24 protein-coding genes and 1 other annotated feature are annotated in these 20,127 nt (G+C 36.6%); of the genes, 23 read left to right on the top strand and 1 reads right to left on the bottom strand.

Features of this window, described 5'->3' with window-relative positions:
• The first annotated feature begins 86 nt into the window (after positions 1-86).
• The 15 genes from IV88_RS04970 to recN all read left to right on the top strand — a co-directional run bounded on the left by IV88_RS04970 (position 87) and on the right by recN (position 10,492).
• Complete coding sequence (locus tag IV88_RS04970) at positions 87-599, top strand: hypothetical protein (RefSeq protein WP_057799395.1); 513 nt, start codon at positions 87-89, stop codon at positions 597-599.
• A gap of 164 nt (positions 600-763) precedes the next feature.
• The gene (locus tag IV88_RS04965) at positions 764-1,390 is read left to right on the top strand and encodes a TetR/AcrR family transcriptional regulator (protein ID WP_057799394.1); all 627 of its coding nucleotides are present in this window, start codon (positions 764-766) and stop codon (positions 1,388-1,390) included.
• A gap of 51 nt (positions 1,391-1,441) precedes the next feature.
• Positions 1,442-1,510: a sequence feature (ribosomal protein L21 leader region), on the top strand.
• Between the two features lie 16 nt (positions 1,511-1,526).
• Entirely contained in the window at positions 1,527-1,835 is a 309-nt protein-coding gene (rplU, locus tag IV88_RS04960; RefSeq protein ID WP_057799392.1) for a 50S ribosomal protein L21, read from the top strand.
• A gap of 14 nt (positions 1,836-1,849) precedes the next feature.
• A complete protein-coding gene (locus IV88_RS04955; RefSeq protein WP_057799390.1) occupies positions 1,850-2,176 on the top strand; it encodes a ribosomal-processing cysteine protease Prp in 327 nt (108 codons plus the stop codon).
• Between the two features lie 26 nt (positions 2,177-2,202).
• Positions 2,203-2,490, top strand: a complete 288-nt coding sequence (rpmA, locus tag IV88_RS04950) for a 50S ribosomal protein L27 (protein WP_057799388.1) — start codon at positions 2,203-2,205, stop codon at positions 2,488-2,490.
• 170 nt (positions 2,491-2,660) lie between these two features.
• Positions 2,661-3,224 carry an elongation factor P gene (gene efp, locus IV88_RS04945; RefSeq protein ID WP_057799387.1) on the top strand — a complete coding sequence of 188 codons (564 nt, stop codon included), beginning with the start codon at positions 2,661-2,663 and terminating at the stop codon, positions 3,222-3,224.
• Between the two features lie 12 nt (positions 3,225-3,236).
• On the top strand, positions 3,237-3,668 hold the full coding sequence (locus tag IV88_RS04940; protein ID WP_057799385.1) for an Asp23/Gls24 family envelope stress response protein: 432 nt from the start codon (positions 3,237-3,239) through the stop codon (positions 3,666-3,668).
• Positions 3,665-4,075 carry a transcription antitermination factor NusB gene (nusB, locus tag IV88_RS04935; protein ID WP_057799383.1) on the top strand — a complete coding sequence of 137 codons (411 nt, stop codon included), beginning with the start codon at positions 3,665-3,667 and terminating at the stop codon, positions 4,073-4,075. The genes IV88_RS04940 and nusB overlap by 4 nt, the downstream gene beginning before the upstream one ends.
• A 112-nt stretch (positions 4,076-4,187) precedes the next feature.
• Positions 4,188-5,042 carry a bifunctional 5,10-methylenetetrahydrofolate dehydrogenase/5,10-methenyltetrahydrofolate cyclohydrolase gene (locus IV88_RS04930; RefSeq protein WP_057799382.1) on the top strand — a complete coding sequence of 285 codons (855 nt, stop codon included), beginning with the start codon at positions 4,188-4,190 and terminating at the stop codon, positions 5,040-5,042.
• Positions 5,039-6,391: an exodeoxyribonuclease VII large subunit gene (xseA, locus tag IV88_RS04925; protein WP_186823771.1), complete on the top strand. Its 1,353-nt coding sequence runs from the start codon at positions 5,039-5,041 to the stop codon at positions 6,389-6,391. The genes IV88_RS04930 and xseA overlap by 4 nt, the downstream gene beginning before the upstream one ends.
• On the top strand, positions 6,381-6,623 hold the full coding sequence (locus IV88_RS04920) for an exodeoxyribonuclease VII small subunit (RefSeq protein WP_057799378.1): 243 nt from the start codon (positions 6,381-6,383) through the stop codon (positions 6,621-6,623). Before xseA ends, IV88_RS04920 begins: the two co-directional genes overlap by 11 nt.
• On the top strand, positions 6,616-7,518 hold the full coding sequence (locus IV88_RS04915; protein WP_057799376.1) for a polyprenyl synthetase family protein: 903 nt from the start codon (positions 6,616-6,618) through the stop codon (positions 7,516-7,518). Before IV88_RS04920 ends, IV88_RS04915 begins: the two co-directional genes overlap by 8 nt.
• Positions 7,518-8,342: a TlyA family RNA methyltransferase gene (locus tag IV88_RS04910; RefSeq protein WP_057799374.1), complete on the top strand. Its 825-nt coding sequence runs from the start codon at positions 7,518-7,520 to the stop codon at positions 8,340-8,342. The genes IV88_RS04915 and IV88_RS04910 overlap by 1 nt, the downstream gene beginning before the upstream one ends.
• A gap of 3 nt (positions 8,343-8,345) precedes the next feature.
• Positions 8,346-8,804, top strand: a complete 459-nt coding sequence (locus IV88_RS04905) for an arginine repressor (protein WP_057799372.1) — start codon at positions 8,346-8,348, stop codon at positions 8,802-8,804.
• Between the two features lie 11 nt (positions 8,805-8,815).
• Positions 8,816-10,492: a DNA repair protein RecN gene (recN, locus tag IV88_RS04900; RefSeq protein ID WP_057799370.1), complete on the top strand. Its 1,677-nt coding sequence runs from the start codon at positions 8,816-8,818 to the stop codon at positions 10,490-10,492.
• A 55-nt stretch (positions 10,493-10,547) separates the two neighbouring features.
• On the opposite strand, the gene IV88_RS04895 is transcribed toward recN, so the two are convergent.
• Positions 10,548-10,883, bottom strand: a complete 336-nt coding sequence (locus IV88_RS04895) for a hypothetical protein (protein WP_057799368.1) — start codon at positions 10,881-10,883, stop codon at positions 10,548-10,550.
• Positions 10,884-11,023: 140 nt separating this feature from the next.
• On the opposite strand from IV88_RS04895, the gene gmk reads away from it, so the two are divergent.
• From gmk to pknB, 8 genes are all read left to right on the top strand, one after another.
• Positions 11,024-11,638 carry a guanylate kinase gene (gene gmk / locus IV88_RS04890; RefSeq protein ID WP_057799366.1) on the top strand — a complete coding sequence of 205 codons (615 nt, stop codon included), beginning with the start codon at positions 11,024-11,026 and terminating at the stop codon, positions 11,636-11,638.
• A 1-nt stretch (position 11,639) separates the two neighbouring features.
• Complete coding sequence (gene rpoZ, locus IV88_RS04885) at positions 11,640-11,849, top strand: DNA-directed RNA polymerase subunit omega (protein WP_057799364.1); 210 nt, start codon at positions 11,640-11,642, stop codon at positions 11,847-11,849.
• A 93-nt stretch (positions 11,850-11,942) separates the two neighbouring features.
• The gene (gene coaBC, locus IV88_RS04880; protein WP_057799362.1) at positions 11,943-13,127 is read left to right on the top strand and encodes a bifunctional phosphopantothenoylcysteine decarboxylase/phosphopantothenate--cysteine ligase CoaBC; all 1,185 of its coding nucleotides are present in this window, start codon (positions 11,943-11,945) and stop codon (positions 13,125-13,127) included.
• Between the two features lie 13 nt (positions 13,128-13,140).
• On the top strand, positions 13,141-15,555 hold the full coding sequence (priA, locus tag IV88_RS04875) for a primosomal protein N' (protein WP_057799361.1): 2,415 nt from the start codon (positions 13,141-13,143) through the stop codon (positions 15,553-15,555).
• A gap of 11 nt (positions 15,556-15,566) precedes the next feature.
• A complete protein-coding gene (gene fmt / locus IV88_RS04870) occupies positions 15,567-16,532 on the top strand; it encodes a methionyl-tRNA formyltransferase (protein ID WP_057799359.1) in 966 nt (321 codons plus the stop codon).
• Positions 16,513-17,859 carry a 16S rRNA (cytosine(967)-C(5))-methyltransferase RsmB gene (gene rsmB / locus IV88_RS04865; protein ID WP_057799357.1) on the top strand — a complete coding sequence of 449 codons (1,347 nt, stop codon included), beginning with the start codon at positions 16,513-16,515 and terminating at the stop codon, positions 17,857-17,859. The genes fmt and rsmB overlap by 20 nt, the downstream gene beginning before the upstream one ends.
• 5 nt (positions 17,860-17,864) lie before the next feature.
• The gene (locus tag IV88_RS04860; protein ID WP_057799355.1) at positions 17,865-18,617 is read left to right on the top strand and encodes a Stp1/IreP family PP2C-type Ser/Thr phosphatase; all 753 of its coding nucleotides are present in this window, start codon (positions 17,865-17,867) and stop codon (positions 18,615-18,617) included.
• Entirely contained in the window at positions 18,614-20,116 is a 1,503-nt protein-coding gene (gene pknB / locus IV88_RS04855; protein WP_057799353.1) for a Stk1 family PASTA domain-containing Ser/Thr kinase, read from the top strand. Before IV88_RS04860 ends, pknB begins: the two co-directional genes overlap by 4 nt.
• Positions 20,117-20,127: the final 11 nt, after the last annotated feature.

Below are 20,127 nucleotides of genomic sequence, written 5' to 3'. Positions count from 1 at the left end.
GTGTTGCACTTCAATTTTAAATTCGGGCTTTAATTATAAGGTATTCTTTTGTATCATTAGTGTAAGTTAATCGATCGGAGGATGCCATGAAAAAAATAGCAATCTATCTTATTTCACTTCTATCAGTGGTTGTAATGTTAGGAGCCTGCACACATAATAAGGTTTATGCCACAGTGGTTGTGACACCAGATAAGTATAGTAAGATATCAGATGATAAAAAATTAATTGAGACAACTATTTCAGAGATGAAGAAGTTTAACTCAGAGCGTCCAGATACTGAAAAGAAAATTATAGATTCTCTCGACCAGTTAATTGACCAAGGACAAAAGGGAATGAGTAAAAAGGATCAAGCTGAGTTTAAAGACCTGTTAGGAACAAGTTCAAATGGTGTGCAAGGTATGCTTACGAGAGCATATAAGCACCAACTTGGATTTGATGATGATTTAACTGGACACGTTCGTCATAATATGTTGAAGGCAATGCAATTAATGACTCATAGCATTACGAAGAATAAAAATGATCAAGATAAGATTTATAAACAGATGTTAAAAGATACCAGTGCTAACTCTGATCTCTATCAGATTGGTAATGATCAATAATAAAATAGTAGTTTAGGTTGAGTTTCCAAACCAACCTGAACTACTATTTTTAATTTAGACAGATGTGTAAATCTTTGACAGAGTTATTGATAAAGGATATTCTCAGTAATGAGATTTGGACTAGTTTAATTGCTAAAATATTTAAAAATTTGGAGGATATCTACATGAAAAATGATTCTGATCCACGTGTCCTTCGAACTAATAAAAGTCTGAATGAGGCTTTTATTAAATTGTTAAAAAACTATCGCGTGGAAGACATTAATGTTCGTCAAATAACGGATGAAGCCGATGTTACTCGGAGCGCATTTTACGGGCATTTTAAAGATAAGAACGAATTCGTAAATATGGTGGTGGAAGATGCTGTTCGAGAGATATTTAGGCCAGCGTTAGTTGATGGAGCTGATAACTTACCAATTGATAACGTAAAAAAACATGCGGTTTCAGTTTTATCAATGTCTAAGATGTTTGATCAAATTGCAAATAAGTACGATGCTTACACTGTTTTATTATGTACACCTGGTTTTACAGATTTTAAAGATAAGTTTGAAATAGAAATAAGTCACTGGCTTGAAAAGTTTGCTTTTTATTTTGATAATCAATTAAAGATTGATGGGTTGCCAATTCAAGTTATATGTTCCTTTTATGTCCATGGATTGACGGGAATGGTTACTGACTGGTTAGATAAAGGTATGGTTTATACTCCACATTATATGGCCCGGATTGCTCAAAAGACGTTACAATATCCAAGACAGGCTGGAGAGCTACATTTAGTAGATTTTTTTGGTGATTAACTTGACTTACTAGGCAATTCTTTGTTATAGTATCAAAGTTGTATGTGGACACTCTCGCTACAACCGCACAATTCTGAGTATTAAAGCATAGCACTTAGATTGGCGAGTCTTAGAATATATAAAGGAGGTGCACATCGTGTACGCAATTATTAAAACAGGCGGTAAGCAATTTAAGGTTGAAGAAGGCGAATCAATTTTTGTTGAAAAGTTGAACGTTGCTGAAGGCGAAAAGGTTACTTTTGATCAAGTTATCTTCGTCGGCGGAGAATCAACTAAGGTTGGATCACCAGTTGTTGATGGTGCTTCAGTTGCTGGAACTGTTGAAAAACAAGGCAAGCAAAAGAAGATCACAACTTTCAAGTACAAGGCTAAGAAAAACCAGCATACAAAAACTGGTCATCGTCAGCCATATACAAAGGTTAAGATTGATTCTATCAATGCTTAATGTAGGTGGTTACTATGATTCAAGCATGGATTAGCAAGCAAGACGGCCAGATTAATGGTTTTAAGTTAACCGGTCACGCAAATTCAGGTGAGTATGGACAAGACATTGTCTGTGCAGCTATATCGGTACTTTCTATCAATACGGTTAATAGTATCGAGAAGCTAACTCCAATTTCTCCGAAGGTTGTTTCAAACAATCAAGAAGGCGGATATATGGAGGTTAGTGTTCCAGATGCTATGAGTCCGGAGGCTGAACAAAAAGTTCAACTAATTCTTAGTTCTTTTGAATTAGGGATGAAAGACATTAGTCAGTCATACGGTGAATATATAAACTTAAATTAAAAACTTAATCCGGAGGTGAAACTATCATGGAAATGAATTTACAATTCTTCTCTCATCATAAGGGGGGCGGTTCCACATCTAACGGTCGTGACTCTGCAGGTCGTCGTTTAGGTACAAAACGTGCAGATGGTCAAGCTGTTAAAGGTGGAATGATCATTTATCGTCAACGTGGAACACATATTTATCCAGGTGCTAATGTAGGCCGTGGTAATGACGATACTTTGTTTGCTCTTTCAGACGGAGTTGTACGCTTCGAACGTAAAGGTCGTGACAAGCGTCAAGTTTCTGTTTACCCAGTAGCAGACGCTGAATAATTAACAATTAATAGTCGTGAGCGAAAGTGATTTAGCTCGCGACTTTTTTGTTGCCTTGGATTATAAAAGTTATTTAGTTAATTTTAGCTTTTATGTATAGACTTAACTTGTTTAAAGTAGGCTGTATTGCTATAGTTAACGTAATAAAGATTTTTTGGAGGAATTTAATAATGAGCACAATTTCAACGGCGGATTTTAAAAATGGATTAACTATTGAATTTGATAATAATATCTGGCGAATTGTTGAGTTTCAGCATGTTAAGCCTGGTAAAGGTGGAGCTTTTGTTAGAAGTAAGCTAAAGAACTTGCGAAACGGTGCGGTTCAGGAAAAAACTTTCCGTGCTGGAGAAAAAATGGAACAAGCAAACATTGAAACAAAAAGAATGCAATATCTATATAATGATGGAGCAAATTTTGTTTTCATGGATAATGAAACCTATGAACAAGTTGAAATTCCTGAAGAACGACTAGATTACGAAAAAAATTATCTAATTGAAAACATGAATGTTAGTATCTCTTTCTACGGTACTGAAACGCTGGGTGTTGAGTTACCTAACACAATTGATATGAAAGTAGTGGCTACAGAACCTGGTATTAAGGGAAATACTGCCAGTGGTGGTTCAAAACCAGCTACGATGGAAACAGGATTGGTAGTTCAAGTTCCATTCTTTGTTAACGAGGGTGATGCTTTAACAATCAATACTTCTGATGGAACTTACGTTTCACGAGCATAAGGGGGTCTTGAAATGGCAGAAAGTAAGTATTTAACATTAAGTGATGATAGTTCAAAAAATGGTCAAATTTCACTTGCTCCTGAAGTGATTGAAATCATTGCGGGAATTACTGCTGAACAAGTTCAAGGAGTTCATTTAGTTAACAGTAGTTTTTCGAAGGGCGTTAGTGCTCTTTTAGGTTTAGAATCGGGAGCTTCTGGAATTAAGTTAACTGAAGATGATCGTGGACTAGTGATTGAAGTAAACGTGGTACTCGACTTTGGTATTTCTGTTCCTCAAACTGCAGCTAAACTTCAAGAAAAAATTAAGCAACAAATTTTATTTATGACTGAAATTGTTATCAATGAAGTTAACATTGAAGTCGACGGAATGTTACCTGAAGAAACTAATTCTTCAATTGATCCGGATGATATTTTTGCAGAAAAAGATGGTGAAGAAAAGTGAAAATAAACCGTCACCAGATTCGCGAAAGTGCTTTTCAAGTTCTCTTTGCTAAAAATGCCAACAAAGATGGCAATCTAGTTGATATTAAAGACCAGGTTCTTGAACAATATGATACAACTGAACAAGATACTCAGTATTTAAACTATTTGATAGATGGCGTTTTGGAACATGAAGATGACTTAAAAGCTCAAATTAGTTCTAAATTGAAAAAGGGTTGGTCAATTACACGACTAACAAATCCTGATTTAATTATTTTAGAATTAGGAACTTTTGAATTAACAGATCAAAATGACACACCTGATAATGTGGTTATTAATGAGTCAATTGAGCTTGCTAAAACATTTGCCGATGATAATTCCCGTAAGTTTATTAACGGTGTTTTATCAAAAATTGCTGATGAACATTAAAAAACTGTAGATTGTAGTTGCATGTTGCAACTATGATCTTTTTTTGATTGGGGCTTTGAATCAATAAATGATAAAATAGAAACATTAAATACATCGGGTCGGAGGAGTTAGAATGGCAGTTATTATTGATGGAAAAGCGTTAGCAGCAGAAGTTGATCAAGATACTAAAAAACAAGTTGATAGTTTATTAAAACGGGGTCTTGAACCACATTTAGTTGTGATTCTAGTGGGAGACAACGAAGCTAGTCAAATCTATGTTAGAAATAAGAGTAGAAGAGCGGAAAAACTAGGAATCAAGTCGACTGTCATTAAACTAGATGCAGATACTAGTGAACAGGATTTACTTGATCAAATTGAAAAGTTGAATACTGACGATAGTGTTCACGCTATTCTGGTTCAAATGCCATTGCCAGATCAAATTAATGAATTTAAAGTGATTGAAACCATTAGCCCTAAAAAGGATGCAGATGGATTTAATCCAGTTAATGTTGGTCGTTTGAGCGCTGGCCAAATGGATCATACTCCAGTTGCATGTACTCCTAAGGGAATCATGAAGATGTTGGAAAAATACCAAGTCAACGTTGATGGCAAAAATGTTGTGGTTGTTGGCCGTAGTAATATCGTTGGTAAGCCAATGAGTTATCTGTTGTTGAATGCTAACGCTACGGTAACTGTTGCACACAGCCACACTGCTAATCTTAAACAATTGACCAAAACAGCTGATATTTTAGTTGTTGCTGTTGGTAAAACCCATTTTATCAAAGTACAAGATATTAAAGATGATGCAGTTGTAATTGACGTCGGCATGGATCGCGATGAAAATGGAAAATTAACTGGTGATGTCGAGTTCAGTTCTGCTGATAAGGTTGCTAGTTTTATCACACCGGTACCAAAGGGTGTCGGTCCAATGACAATTTCTATGTTGATGCAACAAACAGTTGAATTAGCTAAATGGAGCAAGGAATAATGGCAACTGAATATTTAACGGTTACGGCTTTAACTTCCTACATTAAGAGAAAATTTGATGTAGATCCATATTTGCAAAGAATTTATTTAGTGGGAGAAATTTCTAATTTTCGTCCGCGTCCAAATAGTCACCAGTATTTCAGTTTAAAAGATGACCACGCAAAAATTAATGCAATCATGTTTAAGTCGGCTTTTAGTAAAGTTAAATTTCGTCCTGAGGAAGGTATGAAAGTACTGGTTACTGGTCGAATTTCTGTTTATCCAGGTAATGGTGGGTACCAGATTTATATCGATTCTATGCAACCAGACGGAGTGGGAGCCTTATATCAGGCTTATGAACAATTGAAACAGAAATTAAGTGCTGAGGGGCTTTTCACTGCACCTAAACAGGCTTTAGTAAAGTTTCCTAAACGTATTGCGGTGGTTACTAGTCCGTCTGGGGCGGTTATTCGAGATATTATCACAACGGTTCAACGAAGATATCCCATTGCTCAGATTGTTTTATATCCAGCGGTTGTACAAGGAAATGAGGCTGCCGGTGATATCGTTCGACAAATTGAAAGAGTTAATCAGGATGAAACTTTTGACACTTTAATTATCGGTCGTGGTGGTGGATCGATTGAAGATCTATGGCCATTTAATGAGGAGACTGTTGCACGTGCAATTTTTAATAGTACAATTCCAGTGATATCTTCGGTTGGACATGAGACTGATACGACGATTGCTGATTTAGTTGCTGATGTCCGTGCAGCTACGCCAACTGCGGCTGCTGAACTAGCTACACCAGTATTATCAGATGAGTTATTATCAATTCAAAAACAACAATTAAGATTAAATGTTGCTGTTAAGAATCGAATTGATCGCAATCGCCAATTAGTTCAGCATCTAACTCAATCATATGTCTTTACTGATCCAAGCCGATTGTATGAAGGATATATTCAAAATATTGATCAATTAAAACTACGATTAACTGGTGCACAACGAGGCATTTTAAATAATTTTGAACAGAGATTAATTTCGACCAATAATCAGTTAAAAACCAATACGCCTAAGAATAGAATTGAGTTATTAAAACAGGCGGTGAGCCATTCTAAAGAATCGTTGGTTAGAAATATGCAACAGAACTTGATGAATGATGAATCAATGGTTCGTGACTTAATTACTGGTTTGGATCATTTAAGTCCATTAAAGGTAATGGGCCGTGGATTCACCTATGTAACTAAGGATGACCACGTTATTAAATCAACGGCAGATTTATCGGAACAAGAAGTTGTTTCAATGCATTTCAAAGATGGTACAGCCGAAGCGGTTGTTCAAAACATAGAAAAGGATAAGAAAGATGGCAAATAAGAAAACTTTTGAAGATAATTTAAAAGAGTTAGAACAAATTGTAAATAATCTAGAAAAGGGAGACGTTCCTTTGGAAGAAGCATTGACTGAATTTCAAAAGGGCGTCCAGCTTAGTGGCGAATTACAAGATACTTTGAAGAATGCTGAAAAAACACTTACTAAGGTTATGGATGAAGACGGTAAGGAATCCGATTTTGATTTAAAAGATCAGAGTACAGACCAAAATGACTAAATCACTTTCCAGTTTTCAAAATCAAAATATTCCAAAAATCAATCAAAGGATTGATGACTTATTAGACCAAACAGTTTTTGATAATGAGTTAAAGTCGATGATGGCTTATTCTATTCATGCTGGTGGAAAACGTCTTCGTCCCTTGCTGCTACTTGCAATTATTGAAACCGTACAAAATATTTTAACTAAGGATGACTTTACAGTTGCTGCGGCACTGGAAGCTATCCATACATATTCTCTTATTCATGATGATTTACCAGCTATGGACAACGATGACCTGCGACGGGGTAATCCCACGAGTCATAAGAAGTATGGCGAAGCACATGCTATTTTAACTGGTGATGCATTATTGACGGTTGCTTTTCAGTGGTTATCTAGCCTTGATGGAGACTCGGATAAAACAGTTAAGTTGGTTACGGAACTGTCTGCAGCGGCTGGACCCAGCGGTATGGTTATCGGTCAAGTTTGGGATATTGAAGGTGTAACTAAGCAGTATTCAATGGATAAACTTCAGCAGTTACACGAAAATAAAACAGGTCGCTTACTTAAATTCACAGCTCAGGCAGCGAATGTTTTAACTAATGTTTCTAAGCAACTGGCTGATGAGTTAGTAGGGTTTACAACTAATTTTGGGTTAGCATATCAGATTTTTGATGATATTGCTGATGTTACTGAAACAACGGCTCAGCTTGGTAAGACGGCTCACAAGGATTTAGCCCAAAATAAAAATACTTATCCAAATTTGGAAGGCTTACAACAAGCTAAATTAGACTTAGATAACGTAATTAAACATATGAATGAAAATTTGCAACGCATGTCTGAAATAGATTCAACATTGGACCTAGGTCTTTTACGTGGATTCATTCAGTATTTGCAACTAGATGGTGAAAAATAATGAAAAAAGAACGAGTAGATGTGTTATTAGTTCAACAAGGAATATTTGACACACGTGAAAAGGCTAAACGTGCAGTCATGGCAGGCGAGGTCTTAGGTGAAAATGAAGAAAGACTTGATAAACCGGGCGTTAAAATTGATCCCACAATCGAACTTCATTTAAAAGGTAAACCCATGCCGTATGTTAGTCGTGGTGGACTGAAACTGGAGAAGGCATTGAAAGCGTTTAATCTAAGTGTCGATGGTTTAACGGTGCTTGATATTGGATCATCAACCGGTGGTTTTACCGATGTAATGCTTCAAAACGGTGCTAAGCTCAGTTATGCGTTAGATGTAGGTACCAATCAACTTGTTTGGAAACTTCGTAGTGATCCTAGAGTTGTTGTAATGGAAAATACTAACTTTAGATACTGTAAGCCAGAGGACTTTACTGACGGTCAGCCTGAGTTTACGTCCATTGATGTATCTTTTATTTCATTAAAGCTGATTTTGCCAACCTTGCGTGATATTTTAAAACAGAACGGCTCCGTTGCAGCTTTGATCAAACCTCAGTTTGAAGCTGGGCGTGAAAAGGTCGGGAAACACGGCATTATCAAAGAACGTTCAACGCATAAAGAAGTTTTAGAAAATACACTTCAAATGGCAGTTAACGAAGGATTTACGGTGGCAGGACTCAGTTTTTCACCAATTAAGGGTGGCGAAGGCAATATCGAATTCTTAGCTCATTTGATTAATGTTGGGGTTGATAATGCTGAAGTCTTACCAGAAGTTGGTATCGAAAGAACTTTGGATGAAGCGTACGAAAGTTTAAATAGTAAGGAGTAAGTTATGCAAAAATCAACTAGGTTAAACCTGATAAGAGATATAATTAAAAATCAACATATAGAGCGCCAAGAAGACCTAGTTGAAATACTGACTGCTCAAGGAGTTACGGTGACTCAAGCCACTATTTCTCGAGATATTCGGGATTTACAACTGATCAAAGTTAAACAAAACAAAGCTCATTCCGTTTATGCACTTCCGTTTGATGATGCACCGAAGTTGGAAAAGAGATTTTTCAAATTACTAAAAATGAGTTTGGTTTCAATTAGGATTCAGGATCAAATGGTGTTTATAGATTTACGTCCCGGAAATGGTCCCAGTATTGCTGGATTACTAAAACAAGTTCACTACAGTTTTATCTTTAGCGTTTTGAGTGATGACAGCGGTGTGCTAGTTATCTGTTCCGACGTTAAACATGCTAAGGATTTACAAAAACGAATTACAAAGGCTGTCGCTTATAGTTAGGGGAAAGAATTATGTTAGAAGAAATTTCAATTACAAATTTTGCCATAATTGATAAACTTGATGTTACTTTCAACGCTGGTATGACGGTTCTAACAGGTGAAACTGGTGCCGGTAAGTCAATTATCATTGATGCAGTTGGACTTTTAGCAGGTGGGCGTGGATCAGTCGACTTTATTCGGACTGGTGAGAAGAAAGCTGTTTTACAAGGTGTCTATCGAGCCGAAAATAATGATAAGACTAATCAAGCCCTGGAAAGTTTAGGAATTGATTCTGATGATTCTGAAATTATAATTACGCGTGAAATTCAAGCGAATGGACGTAATATTTGTCGTATTAATGGAATGATCGTCAATTTAGCTGCTTTAAAACAAGTTGGTGAAACATTGATTGATATCCATGGCCAAAATGAGCATCAAGAATTGATGGATCCAGAAAAGCACCTAGGCATGTTAGATCAATTTGATAGTTCAGTTCAGCAGTATAAGGATGACTATGAGCAAGCTTTTAAAAAGTACCAGAAGTTAAATACTCAGTTACAGAAATATACCGCTAATGAGCAAGAATGGAACCAGCGTTTAGACATGCTCCAATTTCAGGATAAAGAAATTGAAGAAGCTCAATTAGTTCCAGATGAAGATAAAGACTTGGAACAAAAGAGAGAACATCTTATTAATTTCCAAGCTATTTCAGATGCGCTGACCAATAGTTATCAAGCCCTGGAAAATGAGGATGGTAGTTCTGCTTCAGATTTGATTGGTTCAGCAATGAATGAATTAGATGGTATTGCTAAATTCGAAGATGACTATGAGACTATGGCTGGGGATGTTAAGTCTGCATACTATACAGTTCAAGATGTTACTAACCAAATTAGGGATGCTTTGGATGATTTAGAGTGGAACGAAGGGGAACTGGATACTGTTGAGCAGCGACTGGAAACTATTCGTCAATTGAAACGTAAGTATGGTGATAGTATTAATGACATCCTTACTTATCACGATGAAATCAAAAAAGAATTAGATTCTATGACTGGTGATAGCACTAATTTGGATGATTTAAGTAACCAAGTTCAAAAGTTATATCAAACTGTTTTAGATAAAGGAGAGAAGTTAAGTGAATATCGTCATGATATGGCAAAGAGACTAGAAGACAGAATTAAAGTTGAATTAAACCAGTTATACATGGAAAAAACGACTTTTAAGACTGTGTTTACCAAGCTAGATGAGCCTAATATTTCTGGAATTGATCAAGTTGAGTTTTATATTCAACCCAATCCAGGAGAAGACCTGCGACCATTGGTTAAGATTGCATCTGGAGGGGAACTATCTCGTATCATGTTGGCACTCAAAACCATTTTTGCTCAAAGTGATGGAGTGACAAGTATTATCTTTGATGAAGTTGACACCGGAGTTAGTGGACGTGTTGCTCAAGCTATTGCTGATAAAATACATGATATTGCTGAGTTCTCGCAAGTATTATGTATTTCACATTTACCACAGGTGGCTGCTGAAGCTGACAATCAATTGTTTGTTTCCAAAGATATTGTACATGATCGAACTGAAACTAAGGTTCAACGCTTGGATTACAAAGGGCGGGTACAAGAAATTGCTCGAATGTTAGCAGGAACAGATGTGACAACTTTAAGTATTGAACATGCTGATGAGCTTTTAAAGATGGCTCATTCAAAATAAAAATATATACGAAAAAAAGTGGTGCACATACTATCATGTGGACCACTTTTGTTGTCTAAACCAGGTTGGTAATACTACGAATATTTGATGTATTAATAACGTGAGTTAAGCCTGAATCTGGGTTAACTAAACGAACGCCACCATTGAGTGTTAAATGGAGGTAGCCACTTACTTCATAGACTGACTGTTTAACATTTAGTTGAATACTTACAGGTGTATGATGAACAATCCCGAAATCAATACTATCTTCTATTTGAGTTAATGGCATTTGAAAGTCAGCAATGGTTTGATTACGATCTTCTGGAACATCGAATAGATGTTCATATTTTTCATGGATTTTATTTAGTGATTGAGTAATTCTTCTAAATGGTGCGATTGTTTGATTTTGCATGATAACACTCCCCGAACGTTTGTTTGTATTTACATTATACGAACAAGCGTTCTAGTTTGCAATAGTTTTATATAAAATCTTGAAAAAAAGCTTAAAAAAGTGCAAAATAGTAGAATACATAAGACTTTAGGAGTAATTTGATGAAGCGAAGAGGAATGTTAATTGTGTTGTCTGGCCCCTCAGGTGTCGGTAAAGGGACTGTTAGAAAAGCAATCTTTGATCAAGGTGCGAACGAATTTGAATACTCAATTTCAATGACCACACGTAAGCCTCGTGAAGGTGAAGTTGATGGTGAAGACTATTTCTTTGTATCTAAAGAAGAGTTTGAAGACAGAATTAAAAACGGTGGTATGTTAGAATATGCTCAGTACGTTGATAACTATTATGGAACGCCATTAAAGTATGTCAACGAAACTTTGGACTCTGGGAAAGATGTATTTTTAGAGATTGAAGTTAATGGAGCAAAACAAGTTCGTGAAAAGATGCCGGACGGAGTTTTCTTGTTCTTAACACCACCAGATTTAATGGAATTAAAGCAACGCATCATTAATCGTGGAACAGAAGACATGGCTACGATTGACAAGCGGATGAAAAAAGCCGTTGAAGAAATTAAAACTATGCGCGATTATGACTATGCAGTTGTTAATGATGACATTAATGTTGCAGTTGAAGAAATTAAGACAATTATTCGTGGAGAACACTTACGTGTCACACGTGTTTATCCTGAATATCAAGAAATGTTAGGAGAAATGTAAAATGATTTTATACCCATCAGTTGACGATTTATTAGAACGTGTTGATTCAAGATATTCTTTAATTATGTTAGCTAGTAAGAGAGCTCATCAGTTAGACGAAGGTGCTCAACCATTGTTAGATCATTACGATTCAGACAAAAATGTTGGTCGTGCTCTTGAAGAAGTTGTAGCTGGAGACGTTATTATTGATCCAGTTGAAAAAGACCTTTAATCTTAAATACTTTATAGTCTGGAATGAAACTAATCGTTTTGTTGCAGGCTTTTTTTAACTATTTTAATAATTAATTTTAAAAGAGGATGGATTATGAAAAAAATAGTTTTTGTATTAACCGGTGGTATCGCTGAATATAAGGTGATTGAGCTAATCCGAAATGAGATGAAACTGGGAAATGATGTCAGAGTTGCTATGACTGAAATGGCTACGAAGTTTGTTACGCCTTTAACCTTTAGTACTTTGACTAACCACGATGTTTTAACTGATTTTGAAAATCACACAAATAAACCAGTTGCACATGTTGAACTAGCGGATTGGGCAGACTTAATAGTAATCGCTCCTGCGACTGCAAACTTCATGAGCAAGATGGCGATGGGATTAGCGGATGATTTTGCTTCAACGATGGTACTAGCGAGTCACGCATCTAAGTTAGTGATTCCGGCAATGAATGTTAATATGTGGAATAATCCTGCCACGCAAAGAAATGTTAATATTCTAGTTCAAGATGGAATTAAAGTTATGGAACCTGATGATGGCCTACTGGCTGAAGGATATAGTGGCAAGGGGCGTTTTCCTGAAAATGAATCGATCATTCGTAAAATTAATAAACAACTGGAGTCAGGTTCGAAACTATCTGGTAAACATATCTTGGTTACGGCCGGGGGAACCAGAGAACCCATTGACTCAGTTCGTTTCATCGGAAATCGTTCATCGGGAAAAATGGGTTTTGCAATAGCCAAGGCCGCCTATAATCAAGGTGCATACGTTACACTAATAAGTGGTCCAACTAAGTTACCAGCTATTCCAGGAGTCAAGACTATCTTTATCCAGACGGTTGATGATTTGCAAAATGCTATTAATGAAAATATTAAACAAGCAGATGCTTTAGTTATGGCAGCTGCAGTATCAGACTATCGGGTTGCAACGGTTGCAGACCACAAACTTAAAAAAAGTGAGTTTGATGGAACAATGCAACTTCAGTTAGTTGAAAATCCTGATGTTCTTGCTAACTTAGAACATCCCGATAACTTAAAATTTGTTGTTGGTTTTGCTGCTGAAAGTGAGAACCTCTTAGCAAACGGACAAACAAAATTAAAAAAGAAACACGTTGATATGATTGTTGCCAATGATATTTCAAAGTCTGACACAGGATTTGATAGTGATGATAATGCAGTCACTTTGATTAGGCCTGAATTAAAGCCAGAAGTTATTAAAAAACAAAGTAAAAAACTAATTGCTCAGAGAATTATAGACATTATTTCAGATCAATTATAGAAAGGACGAATCCATGAAACTGGTTCAAGTTATTGTTGATGTAACAGCCATGCAGACTGATACGCCTTACACATACGGTGTTCCAATTGAACTCCAGGATCAAATTGATGTAGGGTCACGATTACTAGTTCCATTTGGAAAGAGCAATCGTCCTATTCAAGCTTTTGTTATTTCAGAGGCACAAGAAGCCGTTGAACAGATGAAAGATATTATCGCTATTTTGGATAATAAACCTACTTTGACACCAGAGTTGGTACAATTATCGAAATGGATTTCTGAAGAAACATTCGCTTTTAGAATTAGTTGTTTAAATGCAATGTTACCCAACGCTTTAAAAGTTACCACCAAAAGATCGATCAAAATAATTTCTGATGAAGTAACTACGGAACAATTGATAGAAATATTTGGTCAGGAGCAAATGCAAGACCTTAGGCCCGCTGACTTATCAGCTAAACAGCAACGACAATTGAATGATTTAATTGCCAATGACCAGGTTGAGTTGATCTATCATACCAATGATGAAGCGCGGTCCCAAAAGGTGACTAAGATTTATCCATTACTCACGACTGAAAAGTTTCGAGAAATTAGTGAAAGTTTAGCTAAAAGTAAGAAGGTCCAGATTAGACTTTTAGATTTACTTCAAAATACCATTACAGAAGACGGTATTGAACAAGTTGAATTAGTTAATCAATTTAACATTGGCCGTTCAACAATTAATACAGCCGTTGACAAGGGATGGATAGAAAAGCGTTCAATCGAAAAATACCGTGATCCATTCTCTAGTCCGGTAGAGCCAGACGAAAAGTTTGTATTGAATGACGAACAACAAGTTGCCTATGATGATATTTCTACTAGCGTTGATCAACGGCAATCTGATGTTTTTTTGTTAGAAGGAGTTACAGGATCGGGAAAAACAGAAGTATACTTGCAAAGTATCGAAACAGCTCTTCAATCTGGAAGAACCGCGTTAATGTTAGTTCCCGAAATTTCCTTGACACCTCTGATGGTTAATCGAGTTCGTGCGAGATTTGGTAATGAAGTGGCTGCCCTACACAGTGGATTATCTGATGGTGAAAAGTTTGATGAATGGCGTCGAATTGATTGCGGCGAGGCTAAAGTAGTAGTAGGAGCACGTTCAGCTGTTTTTGCTCCATTGACTAATATTGGCATTATTATTGTCGACGAAGAGCATTCCTCAACGTATAAGCAGGAGGATAATCCACGTTATCACGCGCGAGATGTTGCGATTAAACGTGCGCAGACATTTAATTGCCCAGTTGTTTTGGGAAGTGCTACACCGTCTTTAGAGTCACGAGCGCGCTGTGAAAAGGGCCTCATTAAACTTTTGACATTAACAAAACGATCACAAGAACAAAGCTTACCGGAAGTTAAAATTGTCGATATGCGTAATGTGAGTGCGCGCAGTCGAAGTAGTGAAAACTTTTCTAATCAGTTGGTAGAGGCCATTCAAGATAAACTTAATCGTAAAGAGCAAGTTGTTTTGCTATTGAATCGACGTGGCTTCTCCTCATTTGTCATGTGTCGTAGTTGTGGATTTGTTTTGAAATGTCCTAACTGTGATATTTCACTAACACTCCATATGGATAGCCATTCAATGCGGTGCCATTACTGTGGACATGAAGAGGCAATACCACAAACATGTGCTAATTGTGGTAGTAACAAAATTAGATTCTATGGTGTTGGAACAGAAAAGATCGAAAAAGAATTGAATCAGCTTTTTCCAGAGGCTGGAGTAATCCGTATGGATGTGGATACAACAAGGCGTAAGGGAGCTCATGAAAAACTATTAGCTCGATTTGGTAATCATGAAGGTGATATTCTTCTGGGAACACAGATGATTGCCAAAGGCTTGGATTTTCCTGATGTTACTTTAGTTGGTGTCTTAAATGCCGATACTGCATTGGAATTACCGGATTTTAGAGCGAGTGAAAGAACTTTTCAACTTTTAACGCAAGTTTCTGGACGTGCCGGTCGGGCTGATAAAACCGGAGAAGTATACATTCAAACGTATAATCCGGAACATTACGCTATTAAGCTAGCCCAAAAACAGGATTATGAAGATTTTTATCATAAAGAAATGTACCTGCGCAATCTTGGAAAATACGCTCCATTTTATTACAGTGTTCAAATTACAATTGATCACCAAGATGAAAAAATGGCTGTAAAAAAGGCGTATGAAGTTTTGAATGATTTACAGCCTAATCTTTCCAAGAATGCGATTGTTCTGGGACCTAGTCCAAAGGCGATTGCTCGAATTAAGCAACGCTATTTTTATCAAATTGTGGTTAAATATAAGAGAGAAACTAATTTAAAAAAGGTTTTACAAAATATTCGGAGTGAGTCGCAAGATGACTATCGAAAAGGTTACAATATAAATATCGATGTAGAGCCACAAAATTTTGTTTGAGGGATGATTAAATGACATCAATTATTTTTATGGGAACACCAGCATTTTCCGCACCAATACTGCAAAGTTTGGTTGATCAAGAAGAATATAATGTGATTGGGGTAGTTACCCAGCCAGACCGTAAAGTTGGACGTAAACATGTTTTAACAATGTCACCAGTAAAAAAAGTGGCCCAAGAGAATTCAATTCCTGTTTATCAGCCTGAAAAGTTAAGTGGCAGTGACGAATTAAAAGAATTAATTGAATTAAATGCAGATTTAATTGTAACTGCAGCATTTGGCCAGTTCTTACCAATGAGTTTAATCAATTCAGTTAAAATTGGTGCTGTTAATGTTCACGCTTCTTTGTTACCAAAGTATCGTGGTGGAGCTCCAGTTCACTATGCCATTATGAATGGCGATCAAGAAACCGGCGTTACTATTATCTATATGGTTAAAAAGATGGATGCCGGTGATATGTTAGCTCAACGTTCAATTGCAATTACTCCAACAGATGATGTTGGCTCAATGTTTACTAAGTTGAGTGTCCTTGGACAACAACTTCTATTAGAAACATTACCAAGTTTAATTGATGGCAGTGTAAAGGCTGTTGCTCAAAATGAGGACGAAGTTAGTTTTTCACCCAATATTAAACCTGAAGAGGAACAAGTCGACATCAATCTTTCAGCTCAACTCGTTGATGCAAAAACTAGGGGATTACGACCATTTCCTGGAGCGTTTGTATTTCTTGATAAACAACGCGTTAAGTTATGGGAAGTTAAAATTGAAGATGAAATGACAGATTTACCAGCAGGTAGCGTTGTCGAAAAAACAAAACATAGTTTAAAGCTTGCAACTGGCGAACATGGTGTCATTAGTTTGATTACCGTCCAACCAGCTGGAAAGCCAAAAATGAATATCACAGACTATCTAAACGGTAGCTCAGACTCATTTTTTGAAGGGGAACAGGTTGTGAAGTATGACGAAAATGCAAAATAATGCACGTGCCGTTGCATTAGAAGCTCTTAATCAAATTGATCAGGGCTCTTATTCCAATCTAGAGTTAAATAAAACGATTGCTGATCATGAGTTTAAAAACGATGCTGATCGCCGTTTAGTGACAGAGTTAGTGTATGGTGTCTTACAACACAAATTAACTTTAGATTTCTATTTACAACCATTTTTGAAAAAGCCTAGCAAAGTTAAACCTTGGGTTATTAATCTTTTAAGAATGTCTATTTATCAATTTGAGTACCTTGATCGAATTCCAGAATGGGCAATCTTAAATGAAACGATCGAAATAGCTAAGCAAAAGGGTCATGATGGAATTCGAAGATTAGTCACTGGGGTTTTGCGTTCATATCAACGTGAAGGACATCAAAGTCTTGATATTATTCAAGATTTACCTGACCGTTTATCTGTTCAATATAGTGTCGAGATTTGGATTGTAAAAGCTTTATTAGATGAGCTTGGGGCAGAACATACGAAAAGTATTTTAGAGAGTATTAATCAGCCCTCAAAGTTAGATGTTCGTATGAATCTGCTGAAGTTTGGTCGTGAAAATATTGTCCAAGCGCTTGAAGATGATGGATTTGAAGTTGAACCTAGTCAGGTAGCTGCTGAGGGATTAGTTGTCAGCGGAGGACATGATTTATCACATTCACGAGCCTTTGATCTAGGCATGATTACAATCCAAGATGAATCCGCTATGTTAGTCGCCGAAGCTATGCAATTAAAATCAGGTGAACAGGTCTTAGACGTTTGTTCTGCACCTGGTGGAAAAACAACCCAAATTGCCCAATATGTTGGGGATACTGGATCTGTTACAGCTCTTGATATTTATGAAAAGCGAGTCGCTTTGGTTAAACGTAATGCCAAACGTATGCGGCTTAATCGGATTGTTGATACACATGTTTATGACGCTACTAAGATCACTGAATCTGATTTTTATGGCAAATTTGATCATATTTTAGTTGATGCACCATGTTCTGGAATTGGACTTTTACGTCGTAAACCCGAAATTAGATATTCCAAGGAAATTAGTGACACAGTATCATTACAAAAGTTACAATTAGAGATTTTAAACGCTGCCGCAGCTTTAGTTGAGGACAAGGGCCTCTTAACCTACAGTACTTGTACTATTTTGAAGACCGAAAACCAAGAAACAATCAAAAAGTTTTTGGAAGATCACTCTGATTTTGAACTTGAAAAAGTTACAACTAAACTAAAAATAAAAGATGATCGTGAATCATTAGATTTAAATATTTATCCAGATGACTTTGAGTCAGATGGTTTTTACATTGCTAATTTAAGAAAAGTAAGGTGATTCATTTGAAATACGCCTTTTTATCCGACACTGGTAAGGTTCGGAAGAATAACCAAGACTATGTTGGTATTTTTAAGAATAAATACGGTGTTATATTAACGATTGTAGCCGATGGGGTTGGTGGCCGTCGTGGTGGGGATGTTGCCTCAGAAATGGCGGTTTCCCATATTGGACAGTTATTCGAATCATCTAGAGTTGATAACGAAAGTAAGGGAACCAACTGGTTAAAGCGTGAAATTAATGCTGAAAACCGACAAATCTTGAAAACAGCTGAGAGTTATACAGATTTAAGTGGCATGGGAACTACAATCGTAGTTGCCATGTTTATTGAACGTACCGTTCTAATTACCAATTTGGGAGATAGTCGTTGCTATCGTTATGAAGCTGATAATAATTCGTTGACGCAACTATCAACGGATCACTCATTAGTTAATGAAATGATTCAACGTGGCGAGCTAACAGAAGAAGAAGCTCGAATTCATCCCCAAAAGAATATTATTACGCGCTCATTGGGAATCTCAAATCAAATTAAACTTGATATCTCATCATTTGAAATGAATAATGATGACCAATTTTTGTTGTGTACGGATGGTTTAACTAATCAAGTTGATGATCCAACTTTGAGTCAGGTTTTAGGTGATGACTCCTTAAGCCTTGAAGAGAAATGTACTAAATTAGTTGATATGGCCAATGCAGCTGGTGGCCCAGATAATATCACTGCTTTAGTGGTTAAGAATGATCAGGAGGAAGTAAAATGACTCCTAATCAAACCTTAAACGGTCGTTATAAAGTAATTCGTTCGTTAGGTGAAGGTGGTATGGCGAACGTCTATTTAGCGCACGACCTTATCTTAGATCGTGACGTTGCTGTAAAACTTATTCGCATTGATTTACAAGACGACCCCTCAGCATTACGTAGATTTCAACGCGAAGCATTATCAACCACTGAACTAGTTCATCCCAATATTGTAGGTGTTTATGATGTTGGTGAAGATCAAGGTCTAAACTATCTGGTTATGGAATACGTAAGTGGAGAGAATCTGAAACAATATATTCGTGATAAATTTCCATTTCCATTTCCAAAAGTTGTTCAAATTATGGAACAAATCCTTAGCGGAGTAAAAACGGCTCATCAACATGGTATTGTACATAGAGATTTGAAGCCTCAAAATATTTTGATTGACGATGAGGGTAATGCTAAAATCACTGACTTTGGAATTGCTATCGCTAATGAAGATAATAGCTATACTCGAACTAATGCTGTAGTGGGTTCAGTCCAGTATCTCTCTCCTGAACAAGTTCGAGGACATGTTGCAACTCAGCAATCTGATATTTATTCATTGGGAATAATCCTATATGAGATGTTGACAGGAAAAGTTCCATTTACAGGTGAATCGGCTGTCGCAATTGCGATTAAGCATTATCAAGACTCAGTTTCATCAGTTCGTGAAATAGATCCAAGAATCCCACAACCGCTAGAGAATGTTATTTTTAAGGCCACAGCTAAGAATCCATCTGATCGTTATAACAATATTGATGAGATGGCTAAGGATTTGAATACAACCTTGGATCCAAAGAGGGCTCAGGAACCACGTTTTGTTGAAAAATCGATTAATGAAGAAACGTTAGTATTAGATCAATCAGAACTTAATCGTACGATGAATAGTGATCTAGAGAAAACTTCGGTATTGCAATATAAGTCTAGCAATAAAGTTAATTATCCTAAGCCTGATGAAGGTGAAAAGCATCGCCCAAAATATCGTCATCCAATTCGTCGTCGGGCTTTAATTACATTCTTAATCATTTTGGCATTTGTGATTGGAATTGGTACGGCATTTAAGTTGAGTTCGCCTAAAATGGTCACGGTTCCTAATTTGGAAGGGATGACACAATCAGATGCACAAAAGAGTTTATCGAAGCATAATTTAAAAATTGGACAGGTTACCAAGGCAAATAGTAATAAGGTGTCCTATAACCGCGTTGTTGACTCTTTACCTACAAAAGGTAAAAACATTCAGCAAGGCATTAAGGTTAATATTGAGTTAAGTCAAGGACCTAATAGTTATGTAGTTGATAACTATGTTGGTGGTGACTTTACTGCAGTTAAAAACCAACTGGAACAAAAGGGATTTAAAGTAAATAAAGAAGTGGTTGAGACACCGCGATTTGATCATAATCGGATTATTTCGCAAACCGTTGTATCTGGGCAGGTCGTCGTACCAAGAGCAACAACTATTAAATTTGTAATTGCAAAGTAATGAGGTAATGC

Source organism: Pediococcus argentinicus (genome assembly GCF_001437605.1).
GTDB classification, from domain to species: domain Bacteria; phylum Bacillota; class Bacilli; order Lactobacillales; family Lactobacillaceae; genus Pediococcus; species Pediococcus argentinicus.
This window is presented reverse-complemented; position numbering and strand designations above follow the sequence as displayed.